The sequence below is a fragment of the Mycobacterium lentiflavum genome (genome assembly GCF_022374895.2).
GTDB classification, from domain to species: Bacteria; Actinomycetota; Actinomycetes; order Mycobacteriales; family Mycobacteriaceae; genus Mycobacterium; species Mycobacterium lentiflavum.
The window spans coordinates 3,435,082-3,453,565 of the sequence record NZ_CP092423.2; the positions used below are offsets into that span (position 1 = coordinate 3,435,082).

General features: G+C 65.9%; 13 protein-coding genes. 12 read left to right on the forward strand and 1 reads right to left on the reverse strand.

The window, feature by feature from the left end; translation table 11 throughout:
- The first annotated feature begins 76 nt into the window (after positions 1 to 76).
- The 10 genes from MJO58_RS16045 (at position 77) to malQ (ending at position 11,766) form a co-directional block, all read left to right on the forward strand.
- Positions 77 to 1,555, forward strand: a complete 1,479-nt coding sequence (locus tag MJO58_RS16045) for an MlaD family protein (protein ID WP_239723311.1) — start codon at positions 77 to 79, stop codon at positions 1,553 to 1,555.
- Positions 1,552 to 2,607, forward strand: coding sequence for an MlaD family protein (locus MJO58_RS16050; protein WP_239720031.1), 1,056 nt, complete (start codon positions 1,552 to 1,554; stop codon positions 2,605 to 2,607). Before MJO58_RS16045 ends, MJO58_RS16050 begins: the two co-directional genes overlap by 4 nt.
- A complete protein-coding gene (locus tag MJO58_RS16055) occupies positions 2,600 to 3,646 on the forward strand; it encodes an MlaD family protein (protein WP_239720032.1) in 1,047 nt (348 codons plus the stop codon). The genes MJO58_RS16050 and MJO58_RS16055 overlap by 8 nt, the downstream gene beginning before the upstream one ends.
- Positions 3,646 to 4,764, forward strand: coding sequence for an MCE family protein (locus tag MJO58_RS16060; protein WP_239720034.1), 1,119 nt, complete (start codon positions 3,646 to 3,648; stop codon positions 4,762 to 4,764). The genes MJO58_RS16055 and MJO58_RS16060 overlap by 1 nt, the downstream gene beginning before the upstream one ends.
- A complete protein-coding gene (locus MJO58_RS16065) occupies positions 4,761 to 5,969 on the forward strand; it encodes an MCE family protein (protein ID WP_090603241.1) in 1,209 nt (402 codons plus the stop codon). The genes MJO58_RS16060 and MJO58_RS16065 overlap by 4 nt, the downstream gene beginning before the upstream one ends.
- Positions 5,966 to 7,216 (forward strand): MlaD family protein, encoded by a 1,251-nt coding sequence (locus tag MJO58_RS16070; RefSeq protein WP_239720035.1) that lies wholly within the window; start codon positions 5,966 to 5,968, stop codon positions 7,214 to 7,216. Before MJO58_RS16065 ends, MJO58_RS16070 begins: the two co-directional genes overlap by 4 nt.
- 68 nt (positions 7,217 to 7,284) lie before the next feature.
- Positions 7,285 to 7,980 carry an Rv1363c family protein gene (locus MJO58_RS16075; RefSeq protein WP_434086376.1) on the forward strand — a complete coding sequence of 232 codons (696 nt, stop codon included), beginning with the start codon at positions 7,285 to 7,287 and terminating at the stop codon, positions 7,978 to 7,980.
- Positions 7,977 to 8,747, forward strand: a complete 771-nt coding sequence (locus MJO58_RS16080; protein ID WP_239720038.1) for a mannan-binding family protein — start codon at positions 7,977 to 7,979, stop codon at positions 8,745 to 8,747. Before MJO58_RS16075 ends, MJO58_RS16080 begins: the two co-directional genes overlap by 4 nt.
- 81 nt (positions 8,748 to 8,828) lie before the next feature.
- Positions 8,829 to 9,728: a class I SAM-dependent methyltransferase gene (locus MJO58_RS16085; protein ID WP_239720040.1), complete on the forward strand. Its 900-nt coding sequence runs from the start codon at positions 8,829 to 8,831 to the stop codon at positions 9,726 to 9,728.
- A 64-nt stretch (positions 9,729 to 9,792) separates the two neighbouring features.
- Positions 9,793 to 11,766, forward strand: coding sequence for a 4-alpha-glucanotransferase (gene malQ / locus MJO58_RS16090; RefSeq protein ID WP_239723312.1), 1,974 nt, complete (start codon positions 9,793 to 9,795; stop codon positions 11,764 to 11,766).
- A gap of 133 nt (positions 11,767 to 11,899) precedes the next feature.
- On the opposite strand, the gene metH is transcribed toward malQ, so the two are convergent.
- Positions 11,900 to 15,670, reverse strand: a complete 3,771-nt coding sequence (gene metH, locus MJO58_RS16095; protein WP_239720041.1) for a methionine synthase — start codon at positions 15,668 to 15,670, stop codon at positions 11,900 to 11,902.
- A 355-nt stretch (positions 15,671 to 16,025) separates the two neighbouring features.
- On the opposite strand from metH, the gene MJO58_RS16100 reads away from it, so the two are divergent.
- Entirely contained in the window at positions 16,026 to 16,913 is an 888-nt protein-coding gene (locus tag MJO58_RS16100; protein ID WP_175364446.1) for a PAC2 family protein, read from the forward strand.
- Positions 16,914 to 17,047: 134 nt separating this feature from the next.
- On the forward strand, positions 17,048 to 18,478 hold the full coding sequence (locus MJO58_RS16105) for an amino acid permease (RefSeq protein ID WP_090609163.1): 1,431 nt from the start codon (positions 17,048 to 17,050) through the stop codon (positions 18,476 to 18,478).
- Positions 18,479 to 18,484 lie beyond the last annotated feature (6 nt).

Consider the following 18,484-nt stretch of genomic DNA (forward strand, 5'->3'; position numbering starts at 1 on the left):
CCGTGGGCCCTCGGACCGGCAGTTGCTTCTCACCGGTGCGGCGGTGGTAGTGGTCGCGGCACTGCTTACCGTCGCGATGTTGCTCAAGTCCACCGGCCGGCTCAACGACTATGTCCGGGTGGTCGCCGATCTGGTCAACGTCGGGGACGGGCTACCGCAGAAGTCCGACGTCAAGTATCACGGCGTGCTCGTCGGGACGGTCGATGATGTGGTTCCCGCGTCCAACGGAAAACCCAACTACGTCCATATCGATCTCAAAACCGAGTACGCCAAGTCGATTCCGGCCGGGGTCACCGCTCGCGTGGTGCCCAGCAACGTTTTCGCGGTGTCGTCGGTGCAGCTGGTGGGCTCGCCGCGACAGGACGGCCGGGACGGGGCGATCCGCGCCGGCGCGCACATCCCGGAAGACACCCGGCTTCCGACCGTGCTGTTTCAGACCACCGTCAGCAAGTTGCGCGACCTGCTGGCGGCCGCCGGCCGTGGCCGCGACGACAGATCCATCGGGATTTTGGCCGCACTCGGGGCGGCCACCGACCACCGCCGCGTCCCTTTGCTGAACGCCGGCGCACAGCTGAATCGCCTTCTCGACCAACTAAATTCGATCGTCAGCACCGATACGGGGCCGTCGACCGTGTCCGCGCTCGTCGATGCGGCCCGTGGGCTGCAGGCCACCGCACCCGATCTGCTCGACGCCTTGCACCAGGCCGTCGAACCGATGCAAACCTTCGCCGAGACGCGAGAGCAGTTGACCTCGCTGCTCTCCGGCGCCGAAGACACCGTCGGGACGGTGCACCAATCCTTCGACCGCCACATCGACCAACTCATCCACATCACCAGCGATTTCACCCCGGTGCTGGGCGTGTTGGCGATGAAGTCCAACAATTTCGTGCCCGCCGTCACCAAGTTGGACAACCTGGCCAACAGGTTCATGGAGGAAGTGTGGGTACCGGGCCAAGATGTCGGCAATATGCGCGCAATGCTGACCTTTACCCCTAGCTCCACCTACACCCGTGCGGACTGCCCGCATTACGGAGACCTGAAGGGGCCCAGCTGCTTTACCGCACCGCTGATCCCGGTGCGTCCCGATATGCCGGAAGTGCTGCTGCCGCAGAACTATCAGCCGCCCAAGGATCTGGCGCCGCCGCCGGGTACGGTCATCGGCCCGGACGGGAATCTCGTCGCTGTCGGACCGCCGCTGATCAACCCGAACCCCGATCTGACCGATCCCAATCCCCCACTGGCCCCGGGGATTACGCCGTCGCCTCCGGTGCCGGGCAGCGCCAACCCCGATAACCCATCGCCCGGGGCTCCCGCGACTCCTGCACCGAACGCGCCGTGGGTCGCACCCGTGGCGCCGAAGGCGCCGTGGATCCCGCAATCGTCTTTCGGAGGCAACGTCGGGCCCGTCGGCAGCCAATACGAGCGAAACATGCTCAGCGTGATCACCGGGCAGGCGGCCACGCCGGCCACCGAGCTACTGCTGGGACCGGTGGCCCGCGGATCCACCGTCTCTTTAAGTCATGCACCGAAACCTGCACCCGGAGGGGCGAAATGAGATTTCGCGGCCCGTTGATCGGGCTCACCCTGTTCATGGTCGTCGCGTTGACGCTGACCTGGCTGGTGTACGTCAGCCTGCGACGTGACGTCGCCGGCGAGACCGCCAGGTATTCGGCACTGTTCACCGATGTCTACGGGCTACGCGAAGGCGACGACGTCCGGATGGCCGGGGTGCGGGTGGGCCGGGTGGAGAGCGTGGAACTCGACGGGAAACTCGCCAGAGTCGCATTCGTCGTGCAAACCGATCAGCACCTGTACGGCAACACCGTCGCGTCGGTGACCTACCAAAACATCGTCGGACAACGGTATCTCGGGCTGTCTTTGGGGCCGGAGGGGAATCGGAGCCTGCTCCCGCCGGGCAGTGTGCTGCCGCTGGAACGCACCGAACCATCTTTTGATGTCACCGCGCTGCTCAACGGCTACGAGCCGCTGTTCAGCCTGCTCAACCCGCAGGACGCCGACAACCTCACCAAGGGAATCATCGCGTCGCTGCAGGGCGACTCCGCATCGCTGACCACGCTGATCAGCCAAACATCAACGCTCACACAGACTTTCGCCGGACGAGATCAAGCCCTCGGCGACGTGATCACCAACCTCAACAAGGTGGTCGGCAACCTTGCGCGGCAAAACGACAATTTCGACGGGGTCATCACCGAAACCCGCGAGGTGGTCGATCGACTCGACCGGCGTCGCCCGGAACTGGTGGGCTCGGTGGGTTCACTGTCCCGAGTGATGGGCCGGCTCTCGACATCGGCCAACGACGTATACCCGGCGCTGCGCGAATTCATCGACCGCAAACCCGGCGTGGCCCGGCACCTGATGGACGTCGAACCGCAGGTGGCGTTCTTCGGCGACAACATCCCGCTATTACTCAAAGGCCTTGTCCGAGTGGGTAACCAGGGTGCTTACGGCAACGCCTACGTGTGCGACGTCAACTTCATGGGCTTCTTCCCCGGCCTCAACGACGTCGTGCCGATCATCGTCGCCGCGGCCACGCCGGGAAACAAGACGTGGCACACACCGAGATGCAGGAGCACCGCCGGTGGCTGATTCGTCGGTCTGGCAGCGGTTGAGGAAGCGTCCGCTGGAGAGCTACAACACCACCTGGATGGGGTCTATCGCCGTCGCGGTGGTGGCTGCCGTGATCGGCGCCATGCTGGCGGTGCACGCGCTCGGTGCCGGCTACCGGCACTACACCGCCGAATTTCTGCAGGCCGCCGCACTGCGGGCCGGCAATCCGATCGTCGTCGCGGGGATCCCGGTCGGCGAAGTCACCAGCATGAAACTCGACGGCGACCACGTCGAGGCCGGACTGAAGATTCGCGACAATATCGTGCTGGGCAAGGATTCTCGAGCCACGATCAAGGTCACCACGATCCTGGGATCGCGTTATCTCTCGGTGCAGCCCAACGGCTCGGCGGCGCTGCCCCACGGCACCTTTGACCTCGCGCACACCGAGGTTCCCTACGACTTGCAATCCGCATTACAGGATGCCACCACGACGTTCGAGCAGGTCGACTCCGACCGGTTCGCGCAATCGCTTGCCGTGCTGGGCAAGCAACTCGAGGGCCTGCCCGCGGTGGTGCCACAGGCGATGACGAACATTCGATCGCTGTCGTCCATCATCGCGGTGCGACGCGACCAACTGGGTCAGCTGCTGGGAAGCACCGAACGAGTGACCAACACGTTGCGGCGCCAGCAGGCCGGCCTCGGCAATCTGATCAACCAGGGACAGGACCTGCTGGGCCAATTCGTCGCGCGGCGAGCCGTTTTCCACGCGATGATGCAATCGCTGACCAACATCGTCGACACCATGAGCCAGATCGTGGTCACCGACCGGTCGGGTCTTGACTCGCTGATCGCCGACATGCGCGACTTCACCGCCATGATGGCCAAGCACGACGACCTGCTGAGCAACCTGCTGCAAATCAGCCCAATCTTCTTCCGTGAGGCCACCAACCTCACCGGCGAGGGCAACGCAATCAATTTCAACGCCAACAACGTCCCGCTCGTCGACTCGTGGATGTGCGCCATCAGTGGCCGCGCCAAGCAGTTCGGGATGGTCCAATACTTCAAGGACTGCAAGTGATGGCGTCGAAGATCCGGGCCAGGGCAGTGGCTACCATCGCGGCCCTGATGTTGGTGACCGCGGCCGTCGGGGTCGGCTGGTGGTACCTGGCGCCCGATCAGGACAGCATCACGGTGACGGCCCAATTCGACAGCGCCTCAGGACTTTACCAGGGCAATGTGGTCGCGGTACTGGGAATGCCGGTGGGCAAGATCACCAAGATCAACGCCAAGGGCGGCTACGTCGAAGTCGAATTCACCGTCGATCGCCACGTCAAGGTCCCCGCTACCGCCCAAGCCGTCACCGTGTCCACCTCGATCCTCACCGACCGGCAGATCGAACTCACGCCGCCCTACCATGGCGGTCCCGTCCTGGAGAACCACGACACCATCGGCTTGACCCGGACCAAGACCCCCGTCGAATTCAGCCGGGTGCTCAGCGTTCTCGACAAGGTCACCAAGTCGCTCGAGGGAGACGGCCGTGGCGGCGGCCCCGTCGCCGACGTACTGAACAACGGGACCTTGGTTATCGAAGGCAACGGCGGGCAGATCAAATCGGCGCTCGACGAGCTGTCCCGGGCGCTGCGCCTGTCCAGCGACGGCGGCGCGGCGACCCGCGAGCAGATCACCACGATCGTCAAGAACATCAGCTCGCTGTTCGACGCGGTGGCCGCCAACGACGGCAAGCTGCGCGAATTCGCTTCCACCATTCACCAAGTCAGCCAGATCATGGCCGACGAGGATATCGGCGGCGGCAGTACCGGACGAAGATTCGACCAGCTGGTGCAACGAGCCGGCGAGCTGCTCGACGCCAACCGGGACACCATCAAGACGAGTCTGCTCCACGGCAACAAGATGCTGACGATGGTGACCAACCAGCGCCGCGACCTCGCCGAGCTCCTCGATGTGGCGCCGATGCTGGCCGACAACGCCTACAACATGATCGACCGCGCCAACGGTGCCGTGCGCGCCCGTTTCCTCACCGACCGATTGGTGTTCGACAGCCAATACACCAAAGAGATCTGCAACTTGATGGGCCTTCGGCAACTCGGATGCAGCACCGGAACGATCCAGGACTTCGGACCGGATTTCGGGTTGACCTACGTATTGGACGGCATGGCCGCGATGGGGCAGAAATGATCACCGCCCGCGTCCGCGTCGCGCTGGCCATGGCGGCCACGGCGCTGATCGCCTCCGGATGCGGCACGAATGGTCTTGCCAGCCTGCCTCTTCCGGCTCCGGGGCTGGGTTCGGGCGGATACACCTTGACCGCGGTGTTCTCCAACGCGCTGAACCTTCCGATGAACGCGAAGGTGAAGCTCGCCGGCGCCGACGTCGGGCAGGTCGAAGCGATGGTCGCACGCAACTACACCGCGGTCACCACGCTGCGGATCAGAAACGGGGTGCGGCTGCCCCGCGGCAGTACCGCCGAATTGCGCACCGCCACACCGCTGGGCGACGTGTTCGTGGCCCTGAAGCCACCCGCCGACGATCCCGCCGACGATCCGATGCTGCGGGGCGGCGACACCATCGGCCTGGATTCGACAGCCGCGGCAGCGACCGTCGAATCGGTTCTGAGCTCGGCGGCGATCCTGGTCAACGGCGGAGCGGTGCGCAATTTCACCAACATCATCAACGGTTTCGGGAAGGCCACCGGTGATCAGGGCCAGGCGTTCGGTGAGCTGATCCGCAAGTCCAACCAACTGGTCGCAACGCTCGACGCCAGATCCGACCAGATCTCGGGCGCGTTGACCGAATTATCCCGTCTGGCAGACCAACTCGACGCCAAGGACGCCGCCATCACCGACCTGATGACCGCGGCCCGGCCCGCCGTCTCCGCCCTGGCCGACAACACCACCCAGCTGTCGGATCTAGCGGTGCAGGTGGGCAACACCTCCCGGTTGCTGGCCAGATTCCCGTCGATCGGGGGCACCGACACCAGCGGCCGCAGCATCATCGGTGACCTCAACACGATTGCCGGGGCCGCCAACGACGTTGCCGTGAGCCCGGATACCAGCTTTTACGCGATCAACCGGATGATCCCCCCATTGGTCAAATCGACGTCAGGGAGCGCGATTTCGGTGCACGTGGGCGTCGACAAGCTGATCCTCGGATCGCTGCCCGACATCGGATATCCCGGCGATATCGGGCTACACGGGCCGCACCACTACAACATGAACCTTCTCGTCGGCACCCTGAAATACACCCTGTGGCGCTTGCAAGAACGCGTGGTCGGGCGGGGGCCGAACGCACCGCAGGTTCCCGTCATGCCCGATCCGAACATCCCGGGCCAAATCGATATCGCCCCCGGTCCTCCCCTGCCCGCGCCGGGACCGCCACCGTGATCGCCGGAGCCGCCAACGTCGTGGTCAAAGTGGTGCGCGCCGCGCACCGCCAACAGGTCTGGCTGTCGGTGGCCGGACTGGTGCTCACCCTGGTGGTCGGAACCGCTTACCTGCTGATCGGGGCGTTGCGGGTGACACCGTTCGCGTCGTCCTACCGGGTCACCGTCCAGCTACCGGAATCCGGTGGCCTGCTGCCCAATCAGGATGTGGCGTTGCGTGGCGTGCGGATTGGCCGCGTCGAGTCGTTGCAGATCACCGACAGCGGAGTCAATGCGATCGCCAGCATCTCGTCGAAGGTGCGGGTTCCGGCCAACAGCGTCGCGCGCGTGTCGGCGCTCTCACCGGCCGGCGAGCAGTACATCGACTTGCTAGCCGAATCCGATGCCGGGCCGTATCTGCACGACGGCAGCCTGATCGCACTGGCCCACACCAGTGTTCCGGTCAGCCTGGCGCAATTGCTCGGTGACGCCGACGGGATGCTGGCCCAGGTCGATCGCCGCAAGGTCGAGCTGATCAAGAAGGAACTGAGCCTGAGCGCCGAGGGTCCGGCGAAGCTGGCCGCCATCGTTGACGGCGGCACGTTCCTGTTGTCGACACTCGATTCGGTGCTGCCCCAAACCACCAGCATCATCAAGACCAGCCGGGTGGTACTCACCCTGACGAGTGATAAGAACGCCGGATTAGCTTCCACCGCAACCGAACTCAACCGGACGTTGTCCGGGGTTGCGCGCATGCAGGCCGGCTACCGGCGGCTGACCGCGCAGACACCGCAGACGCTGTCGGCGGTCGATAATTTGTTCTCCGACAATTCCGACACGATGGTGCAGCTGCTGGGCAGCATGGCCACCATGTCGCAATTGCTCTACCAGCGGGTGCCGGCACTGAACGCGCTGTTCCCCGACTATCGCGGCTCGGTGCTGGACGCGGTGTCGAGCGCCTTCCACGACCAGGGAGTCTGGGCAATCGCCGACCTCTACCCCCGCTACGTGTGCGATTACGGGACGCCCGCGCACCCACCGTCGGCCGCGGACTACTACGAGCCGTTCATGTACACCTATTGCCGCGACACCGACCCCGCCGTGTCGATCCGCGGGGCCAAGAACGCGCCGCGTCCGGGCGGCGATGACACCGCCGGTCCGCCGCCAGGAGCGGACCTGGGGCGCCGAACCGACCCAACTCCCAAGGGCCGCTTCACGATTCCCACGCCGTACGGCGGACCCCCGCTGCCGATCGAACCGCCCCACTGAGACCAACCTAAACTCTGACCGAGGAGTCGATAATGACCGCCGCATCCGAGAAAGTTGCCGAGGCCGAAATGCCCCACGCGCCAAGCTCAGAACCCGAAGACGTCGAGGGCGCCGACGTCAAAGACGAAGACGTCGACGTTGACGACGAAGACGTCAAGGACGGCACGGACGGCACGGACGGCACGGACGGCAAGGACACCGAAGCGATCGACGCGGACGACGAGGACATCCCGTTCGGGCGCAAGGCCAATAACAACGGCGACAAGATCCCGCTGCGCAGCCGGCCCTGGGGGCACTATCTGCGCCGCAGCGCGCTGCCGCTGTTACTCATTGCCTCGCTTGCGGTTAACGGCTTGCTCGGCTGGACGCTGTGGCAAGAGCATCAGGTGAAGGAGGCGGGCCAGCAGGCTCAACAGGCCGCGATCACCTACGCGCAGGTGCTGACGAGCATCGACTCCAACAAGGTCGACGAGAACTTCCGGCAGGTGCTCGACGGCGCGACCGGCGAGTTCAAAGACATGTACACCCAGTCCAGCGTGCAACTTCGGCAGCTGCTGATCGACAACAAGGCGAGCGCCCACGGCGTGGTGGTGGATTCGGCGATTCAGTCCGCATCCACGAATAAGGTTGTGGTACTTGTCTTTATCGACCAAACCGTGGCCAATTCGCAGTCGCCCGATCCACGCATCGACCGCAGCCGGATCAAAATGACGATGGAGAAGGTCGATGGCCGCTGGCGGGCCAGCAAGGTGCAGCTGCTGTGATCGGACGACTCCTCGCGACGCTTTTATTGGCCTCCGCCGCGACGGCGATTCCCGGTGCGGCCGTCGCGCGGGCCTCGGCCCCGTCGTTCTGCGGCGAGCTCGGCGGCGACTGGGACGGCCAGTACTGCCACACCACGGTGACCTCGGAACGCAATGCCGTCCGTGACATCAAGGTGGCCCTGCCCGGCGAGCTGATCGACAACCCCGTCACCAGTGGTGTGGTGCGCGACTATCTGCACACGCTGGTCAACAACTGGCGTAACGCCAACACCCACATGGCCGCCGACAGCTATGGCGAGGAGAACTACGAAATCTTCCGGCACGCCAACCTGCTCAGCGCGGTGTTCCACGAGGACTACCACGCCGACGGGCCCAAGCCGAACAATGCCTACCGCACCTTCACGTTCGACCTGGCCAGCGGGCGCCGGCTGCAGCTGTCGGATGTGACGACGCCGAATCCGCTGACCGCGATCCCGCCGCTGGCGCAGCCCTTCATCGAAACCGCGCTCAATCAAGCACCGCCGCCGCACGATCCGGGGACCTACCCGTTCATCGTCGACCGCTGGACGCCGGACAAGGTGTACTCCGGCGCGTACAAGGCGTGGGCGCTGACCCCCGACGAGTTGATCCTCTACATGCCGGACTATCCCGTCGGCCATGACGAGCCGATCAACTTCTCACCGGGCCTGCCGCAGTGGTACATGGACGGCGGCACCGTGCAGGCCCACATCCCGCTCTCGGCATTGGCGCCGGTGCTGCGCATCTAGTCGGCGGTCCCGCCGGTGCCCGCGTACAGTGGCGGTGGTTAAGTCACCTAACTAATGCAGAGACACCGCGGAGGAACACCCATGGCCCGCACCGAGAATGACACCTGGGATCTGGCGTCCAGCGTCGGCGCGACCGCGACGGCAGTCGCGACGCAGCGCGCGATGGCGTCGCAGGGGCCGGACGCGCTGCTCAACGACCCCTGGGCCGATCCCCTAGTGCGCGCGGTGGGCAGCGACACCTTCGTCAAGCTGATCGACGGAAAGCTCGGCGACACCGACGATCCGGTGATGAACCGGCAGGCCGTGATCGAGCAGATCACCGTGCGCACCCGGTACTTCGACGAGTTTTTCCAGCAATCCGCCGAGGCGGGCGTGCGGCAGGCCGTGATTCTGGCGTCCGGCCTGGACACCCGCGCCTACCGGCTGTCCTGGCCGGCGGACACCGTGGTCTACGAGATCGACCAGCCGGGCGTGATCGACTTCAAGACCCGCACGCTGGCCGACCTGGGTGCGCAGCCGCCCGCCGAACGCCGCACCGTCGCGATCGATCTGCGCGAGGACTGGCCCGCCGCGCTCGTCGAAGCCGGACTGGACACCTCGAAGCCGACCGCGTGGAGCGCCGAAGGCCTGCTGGTCTACTTGCCACCCGAGGCGCAGGACCGCTTGTTCGACAACGTCGCCGCACTGTCGGCGCCGGGCAGCCGGATCGCCTGCGAGCACATGGATTTCCGCAACATTCCCGCGGATTGGGCCGAAAAGCTCACCGAGAGGTCGCGGCGCATCGGCTCGAAGATCAATCTGGCCGAGTTGTTCTACACCGGCGATCGCAACGCCGCCGGTGACTACCTCGCCGAGCGCGGTTGGCGGGTCGACATCACCACGACCGAGCAGGCTTTCGCCGCCAACGGTTTTCAGGTGCCGCAGGACGAGCTGGCCTCGTTCGGCGCGGCGTCCGGTTACCTGACGGCCGTGCTGGGCTGACACGCCCGGCCGGAGCGGTCCGTGTAAGCGGAGCGCACGCGGGTACACCCCGGTCGTGTCTCCGGTGCCCGACGATCTACGAAAACTCGCCAAAGCCCATGGGGTGGCGACCTTTTACCGCAATGAACGACGCGAACCGGTCGAAGTCGACCCCGAGGTCGTGGTCAAAGTGCTTTCGCTGCTCGAGGTGGATGCCGCGACCGCTGCGGATCGGCGTCGGGAGTTGGACAAGCTAGCCGACCGCGAAGGAGTCCTGTCGCCCACCGTCGCCGTCCGGGTCGGCGGCCGAACCCAGCCGTTTCCCGGTGCGGTGGGATTGGTCAGCGAGGACGGCGCCGAACGCAACCTGCGCGACGAATTACCAGCCGATCTGTCCCCGGGCTGGTACCGCCTGCATACCCGCGACGGCCAGGAAACCACCCTGGTGGCGGCCCCGCCGCAGGTGCCGCAGACACCGGCGACCTGGGGATGGATGCTGCAGCTTTACGCGCTGCGTTCCGCTGGCTCTTGGGGCATCGGCGATTTGGCCGACCTGCGCGAGTTCATCGAGTGGACCGCTGCCGAGCATGGCGCGGGCGCGGTCTTGCTGAACCCGCTGAATGCGCCCGGGCCGACGCACCCGGTGCAGCCCTCGCCCTACACGCCGTCCAGCAGACGATTCGCCAATCCGCTGGCGCTGCGCATCGAGGATCTCGATGCGTACCGTCGGGCCGACCCGGCGACGCGCACGGAAGTGGATGCGCTGCGTGTCGCACCCGATACCGGGCGCGTCGACCATGATCTCGTGTGGGTCGCCAAGCGCGGCGCGCTGGAATTGCTGTGGCGCGCCCAAGGCCGACCTAACCCCCTGGACGAGCGGGGGGCGTCCACCGCGCTGCGCGACTGGGCCACATACTGCGCACTTGCGGAGCGGCACGGTGGTCGCTGGCCGCAATGGCCGCAACCCCTACGAGATGTCAACGGCCCGGCCGTGAGCGCGGCCCGCACGCAGCTGGCGCCCCGGGTCGCCTTCCACGCATGGGTCCAGCAGCGCTGCGCGGAGCAGCTCGGCGCAGTGCGCAACACCGCGCGCGATGCGGGCATGGCGCTGGGTGTTCTGCACGACCTGCCGGTGGGAGTCGACTCGGACGGCGCCGACGCGTGGGCACTGGCCGACATGCTGGCCACCGGGGTCCACGTCGGTGTACCTCCGGACAACTTCACCCCGCGCGGCCAAGATTGGGGATTGCCTCCGTGGCGCCCAGACCGGCTCGCCGACACCGGATACGCCGCGTTTCGAGACATGTTGTGCGCCACACTGGTTCACGCCGACGGCCTACGGATCGACCATGTCGCCGGGTTGTGGCGACTGTGGTGGATTCCTCCCGGCGACACCCCCGACCGTGGCACCTACGTGCACTACGACGCCGATGTCATGCTCGCGGTGCTGGCGCTGGAAGCACACCGGGCGGGTGCGACCGTCGTCGGCGAGGACCTGGGCACCGTCGAAGCCGAGGTCACCGAGGCACTGGGCGCCAACGGCATGCTGGGCTGCGCCGTGTCCTGGTTCACCCGGAACGAATCCGAGCCCGACCAACCGTTGCTGCCGGCGTCGAAATGGCCGACGCGGGTGGCCGCCAGCCTCTCCACGCACGACTTGCCCACCGCGGCGGGTTTTTTGCGTGGCGAACATGTGCGCGCCCGCGCGGAACTCGACCTTCTCAACGACGTTGCGGCCGAACAAGCCGCGGCCGACAAGGAAAAAGCGGAGTGGCTGGCATTGTTACACGCCGAAGGGTTATTGCCGGCCGATCCGGATGAGGCCACGATCATCTCGGCCATGCATCGCTTCTTGGCGGCGACCCCGAGCCGGCTGAAGCTGATCTCGCCGTACGACATCGTCGCCGAGCCGCGCCAGCCCAACTTGCCCGGGACCATCGACGAATACCCGAATTGGCGGCTGCCGCTGCCGAAGACACTCGAGCAGCTGCGCGTCGACCCACGAGTCGCCGAGATCGCCGCCGTTTTTCAGGCTGCCGCCGAAATGCCGATCCGCTGAGGTTTTCAGTTCGCCCGACGGCGACGCAGGTCGATCGAGATCACCTCGGCGCTGCGGTTCAACTCTCGCACCAGCACGAACATCCCTCTCCTGATGTCCCCTCGAGCTTGAACGTTGACGTACCCGGCCCGGCTCAATCCTCCGGGTTGTAGCCGAGGTTGGGGCCGAGCCAGCGTTCGGCTTCGGCCAGGGTCCAGCCCTTGCGCTTGGCATAGTCGGCGACCTGGTCCTGGGCCAGCCGGCCGATCACGAAATACTGCGACTGCGGGTGCGAGAAATACCAGCCGCTGACGGCGGCACCGGGCCACATCGCCATCGACTCGGTCAGCTCGATCCCGGTCCGCTCCTTGACGTCCATCAACTCCCAGAGGGTCACCTTCTCGGTGTGCTCCGGGCAAGCCGGGTAGCCGGGGGCAGGGCGGATTCCCACGTACTTCTCGCCGATGAGTGCCTCGTTGTCCAGCTGCTCGTCGGGCTGGAATCCCCAGAACTCCTGGCGGACCCGCTGGTGCATCCGTTCGGCGAACGCCTCCGCCAGCCGGTCGGCGAGCGACTCCAGCAGGATCGCGCTGTAGTCGTCGTTGGCCGCCTTGAACTCCGCGATCTTCTCCCCGCTGCCAAGCCCCGCGGTGACGGCGAAGGCGCCGACGTAGTCCCGCAGGCCCGTCTCTTTGGGGGCGATGTAGTCGCCCAGCGAGCGGTTCGGGATGCCGTCGCGGTGCTCGCCCTGCTGGCGCAGGTTGTGCAGCCTGGTCAGCACCTCGCTGCGGGTGTCGTCGGTGTAGACCTCGATGTCGTCCCCGACCGCATTCGCCGGGAAGAACCCGATCACCCCGTTGGCCGTCAGCCACTTCTCCTTGATCAGGCTGTCGAGCATCTCCTGGGCTTCGTCGTACAGCTTGCGGGCAGCCTCGCCCGAGGTTGGATTGTTGAGGATGTCGGGGAACCGGCCCTTCATCTCCCAGGCGTTGAAAAACGGCTGCCAGTCAATGTATTCGCGCAACTCGGCGAGGTCGTAGTCCTGAAATTCTCGTATTCCCGCACCTATCGCGGGCACCGGCGGCGTGTAGTCGTCCCACTCGATCGGCGTCCGGTTCGCGCGGGCCTTCTCCAGAGTCAGCATCGGCCGCTCGTTCTTCTGGGAGTGCCGCTCGCGAAGGGCTGCGTAGTCCTTCTCGGTGGCCTCCAGCAGGCCCGGCCGCTGCTTGTCGTCGAGCAACGCCGCGGCGACCGGTACCGAGCGGGACGCGTCCTTGACCCACACCACCGGACCCGTCCGGCGCGGTGATATCTTCACGGCCGTGTGAGCCCGCGAGGTGGTCGCGCCACCGATCAGCAGCGGGATCTCGAGGCCTTCACGTTCCATCTCGACGGCGAAGTTGGACATCTCGTCCAGGGACGGGGTGATCAGTCCGGACAGCCCGATGATGTCGGCGTCGTGCTTTTTCGCCGCGGCCAGGATCTTTTCGGCGGGCACCATCACACCGAGGTCGATCACTTCGAAGTTGTTGCACTGCAGGACGACTCCGACGATGTTCTTGCCGATGTCGTGGACGTCCCCCTTCACCGTCGCCATGATGATCGTGCCGTTGGTGTCCTTCTTCGCGGCCTCCCCGGGCAGGGGCTCGGCCTTCTCCGCCTCGATGAACGGCAGCAGGTACGCCACGGCCTTCTTCATCACCCGGGCCGACTTCACCACCTGGGGCAAAAACATCTTGCCCGACCCGAACAGATCACCGACGACGTTCATGCCGTCCATCAGCGGGCCCTCGATCACCTCGATCGGGCGGCCCCCGGCCGCGGCGATCTCGGCCCGCAGTTCCTCGGTGTCGTCGTCGACGTGGGCGTCGATCCCCTTGACCAGGGCGTGCGTGATCCGCTCGCGGACCGGCAACGATCGCCACTCGGCGACCGCCGGGTCGTCCGCTTTTTCGGTGCTGTTGAACCGTTCCGCGATCTCCAGCAGCCGTTCGGCCGCATCCTCGCGGCGGTTCAGCACCACGTCCTCGATGCGGTCGCGCAGCTCGGGGTCGATCGAGTCGTAGGGCACCAGGGCGCCGGCGTTGACGATGCCCATGTCCAGGCCTGCCTTGATGGCGTGGAACAGGAACACCGCGTGGATCGCCTCGCGGACAGGGTTGTTGCCCCGGAACGAGAACGACACGTTCGAGATACCGCCGGAGATGTGCACCCCGGGCAGGTTCTCCTTGATCCAGGCGCAGGCCTCGATGAAGTCGATCCCGTAGGTCGCGTGCTCCTCGATACCGGTCGCCAGTGCGAAGCAGTTCGGGTCGAAGATGATGTCCTCGGCCGGGAAGCCGACCTCTTCGGTCAGGATCCGGTAGGCGCGCCCGCAGATCTCCTTGCGGCGCTCCAGATTGTCCGCCTGCCCCTGCTCGTCGAAGGCCATCACGACGACGGCCGCACCGTACTTGCGGCACAGCCGGGCTTCGCGGATGAACTTCTCCTCGCCCTCCTTCATCGAGATCGAGTTGACGATCGGCTTGCCCTGCACGTTCTTCAGGCCCGCCTCGATGACCTCCCATTTGGAGGAGTCGATCATCACCGGGACGCGGCTGATGTCCGGTTCGGCCGCGATCAGCTTGGTGAACCGATCCATCGCGGCGACGCCGTCGATCATGCCCTCGTCCATGTTGATGTCGATGACCTGCGCACCGACCTCGACCTGCTGCAGGGCGACCGACAGCGCGGTGTCGTAATCCTCGGCCTTGATCAGGTTGCGGAAGCGGGCGGAGCCGGTGATGTTGGTGCGCTCACCGATGTTCACGAACAGGGAGTCGTCGGTGATGTTGAGCGGCTCCAGGCCCGACAGCCGGGTCGCCACCGGGATCTCCGGCAGCTCGCGCGGCGGCTTGCCCTCGACGACCTTGGCGATCTCGGCGATGTGCGGCGGCGCGGTTCCGCAGCAGCCACCGACCAGGTTGACCAGGCCGGCCTCGGCGAAGTCTGCGATGTAGCCGGCCTGACGCTCCGGGGACTCGTCGTACTCGCCAAAGGCGTTGGGCAGACCGGCATTCGGGTAGCAGGAGACGAAGGTGTCCGCGATCCGCGACACCTCGGCGATGTAGGGCCGCATCTCCGGCGCACCCAGGGCGCAGTTGAGGCCCACCGCGAGCGGCTTCGCGTGCCTGATCGCATTCCAGAAAGCCTCGGTGACCTGGCCGGACAGCGTGCGCCCCGATGCATCGGTGATCGTGCCCGAGATGATCAATGGCCAGCGCCGTCCGCGCTCCTCGAACAGTGTCTCGACGGCGAACACCGCGGCCTTGGCGTTCAGCGAATCGAAGATCGTCTCGATGATGAGGAGGTCGGCGCCGCCGTCGACCAGGCCGTTGACGGATTCCAGATACGCGGCAGCCAGCTGGTCGTAGGAGACGTTGCGGGCTCCGGGGTCGTTGACGTCCGGCGAGATCGACGCGGTCCGCGTCGTCGGCCCGATCGCCCCGGCGACGTAACGAGGCTTCTCCGGGGTGCTGTACTCGTCGGCGGCCTTACGGGCCAGGGCGGCGCCGGCGTAGTTCAGTTCGTAGGCCAGCTCGGCCATGTCGTAGTCGGAGAGCGAGATAGCGTTCGCGTTGAAGGTGTTGGTCTCGAGGATGTCCGCGCCCGCCTCGAGGTACTCACGGTGGATGCCCTCGATGATCTGCGGCTGCGTCAGCGTGAGAAGGTCGTTGTTGCCCTGAAGAGCCGTCGGCCACTCGGTGAACCGGTCGCCGCGGTAGCCGGCCTCGTCCGGCCGGTCCCGCTGGATCGCCGTGCCCATCGCACCGTCGATCACCATGATCCGCTGGCGCAGCGCCGCCGTCAGTTCGTCCGTGCAGTCGGGGCGGATGTTCGGCGCGAAGGCCTTCGTCTCAGCGTCGTTCACGTACGTTCCTTCCATAGCGGAAGGCGTCCTTGACTCTGCCGAGCGTGGCGGCTACCGGCAGGAACCGGCGAACCGTTGCAACGCCTCTCGACCAGAAAAGTCTACGTCCTCCCCCGACGTCTGGACGCCCAGCTCGATCCGATCCACTCGGTGATCGCGGATCGTGTCGGCACAGTAGTAATTACCAATGTTAACCAGTTTGCTGCCAAGCGTATTTCGTGTCGACCGCGTCGAGGGGGCCGGTGACGAAGTCGTGTTCGCTGGTAGCAGCCACGCCACAACGATAGTCGGCCTATGCGAATGCCCAGCTGCGCTGGCTGACCGCGCGGCTGGGAGTCGTCGCCGGGCGCGCAGGCCTTAGGCTGATTCTGTGACTCCGCCCGATCGTGGCCCGGAAGCCTCAGCGCTGCCCGACCTCCGCAACACGATTGTTGTCGCGGCGTTCGAGGGCTGGAACGACGCCGGCGACGCGGCCAGCGATGCGCTGGAGCACCTCGACGCGATCTGGGAAGCCCACCCGATCGTCGAGATCGACGACGAGGCGTATTACGACTACCAGGTGAACCGCCCGGTCATCCGTCAGGTCGACGGGGTGACCCGCGAACTGGTGTGGCCGGCGATGCGGATCACGCACTGCCGGCCGCCCGGCAGCGACCGTGACATCGTGTTGATGCACGGCGTGGAGCCCAACATGCGCTGGCGCACGTTCTGCGCCGAGCTGGTGGCAATCGCCGACAAGCTCAACGTCGACACGGTGGTGATCCTCGGCGCGCTGCTGGCCGACACCCCGCACACGCGGCCGGTCCCGGTATCGGGCGCGGCCTACTCGCCCGAGTCGGCGGAACGTTTCGGCCTGCAGGAGACCCGCTACGAAGGGCCGACCGGGATCGCCGGGGTGTTTCAGGACGCCTGCGTGGCCGCCGGGATCCCGGCGGTGACGTTCTGGGCCGCGGTGCCGCACTACGTGTCGCACCCGCCCAACCCGAAGGCGACGGTGGCGCTACTGCGCCGCGTCGAAGACGTGCTGGATATCGAGGTTCCACTGGCCGATCTGCCCGCCCAGGCCGAGGAGTGGGAGCTGGCGGTCACCGAGATGGCCACCGAGGACGAGGACTTGGCCGAATACGTGCTGTCGCTGGAGCAACGCGGCGATGCCGAGGTCGATGTGAACGAAGCCCTGGGCAAGATCGACGGCGACGCCCTGGCCGCCGAGTTCGAGCGCTACCTGCGCCGCCGCCGCCCGGGATTCGGTAAGTAATTGACGGGCTTGTCCTGTTGCCCTCCCGGGCCGACTGCGACAAGATCGCTGGCAAACCAACCGGATTGACAGCCCCGGTCTTGGCGATTCGAGACCACCGCGCAGGTTGGGCGAACGACGACGATTGGACCTCGATGACCGCCCTGCCTGACACGCCTCAACCCGATGTCCCGCCGGCGATTCTCAACGAGGAAGCCGGCTATCACAAGGGACTGAAACCTCGCCAGTTGCAGATGATCGCGATCGGCGGCGCGATCGGAACCGGCCTGTTCCTGGGCGCCGGCGGGCGTCTGGCCAACGCCGGGCCCGGGCTGTTCATCGTGTACGGCGTGTGCGGCGTCTTCGTCTTCCTGATACTGCGCGCACTGGGCGAGCTGGTGCTGCACCGCCCGTCGTCGGGCTCGTTCGTGTCCTACGCGCGCGAGTTCTTCGGCGAGAAGGCCGCCTACGTGGTGGGTTGGATGTACTTCCTGAACTGGGCGATGACGTCGATCGTCGACACCACCGCGATCGCCACCTACCTGCGCCACTGGACGGCGATCGCGGTTGTCCCCCAATGGGTTCTCGCCCTGGCAGCCCTGGTGGTGGTGTTGTCGATGAACCTGATCTCCGTCGAGTGGTTCGGTGAGCTCGAGTTTTGGGCGGCGTTGATCAAGGTGTTCGCGCTCGTCGCCTTTCTGATCATCGCACTCGTGTTCCTGGCCGGGCGATTTCAAATCCAGGGGCACGACACCGGGCCCGGCATCTGGTCCGACCATGGCGGCCTGTTCCCGGCCGGTGCGATAGCACTGCTAGTGACGACCTCAGGGGTGGTATTCGCTTATGCCGCAGTCGAATTGGTGGGGATCGCGGCCGGCGAGACCGCCGAGCCCGAGAAGATCATGCCGCGGGCGATCAACTCGGTGATCGCGCGAGTCGCGGTGTTCTACGTCGGTTCGGTTGCCCTGCTGGGGGTGATGTTGCCCTACACCGCATTCAAGGCCGGCGAAAGCCCATTCGTCACGTTCTTCTCCAGCATCGGCTTCCACGGTGCCGGCGATTTGATGAACATCGTGGTCCTCACCGCGGCGCTGTCCAGTCTGAACGCGGGACTGTATTCGACCGGCCGCGTCATGCACTCCCTCGCGATGAGCGGCAGCGGCCCCCAGTTCGCGAAACGGATGACCAAACGTGGCGTGCCCTTCGGCGGAATCGCGATGACCGCCGTCATCTGTCTTTTCGGCGTCGCGCTCAACGCCTTCAATCCCGGTAAAGCCTTCGAGATCGTGCTGCACAGCGCCTCGCTGGGCATCGTGGCGTCCTGGGCCATGATCGTGTTGTGCCAGCTCCAGTTCTACAAGAAGACCCAGGCCGGGATCCTGGAGCGCCCACGATTCCGGATGCCGTTCACCCCGTACAGCGGCTACCTCACCTTGGTGTTCCTGGTCTGCGTCGTGGTGCTGATGGCCTTCGACAAACCGGTCGGCATGTTTACCGTGGGCTCGTTGCTGGTGATCGGTCCGGCGCTGGTGGTGGGCTGGTTCGCGGTGCGCAAGCGGGTCGCGGCTTCCCCCACGCACTGGTGAGCGGGC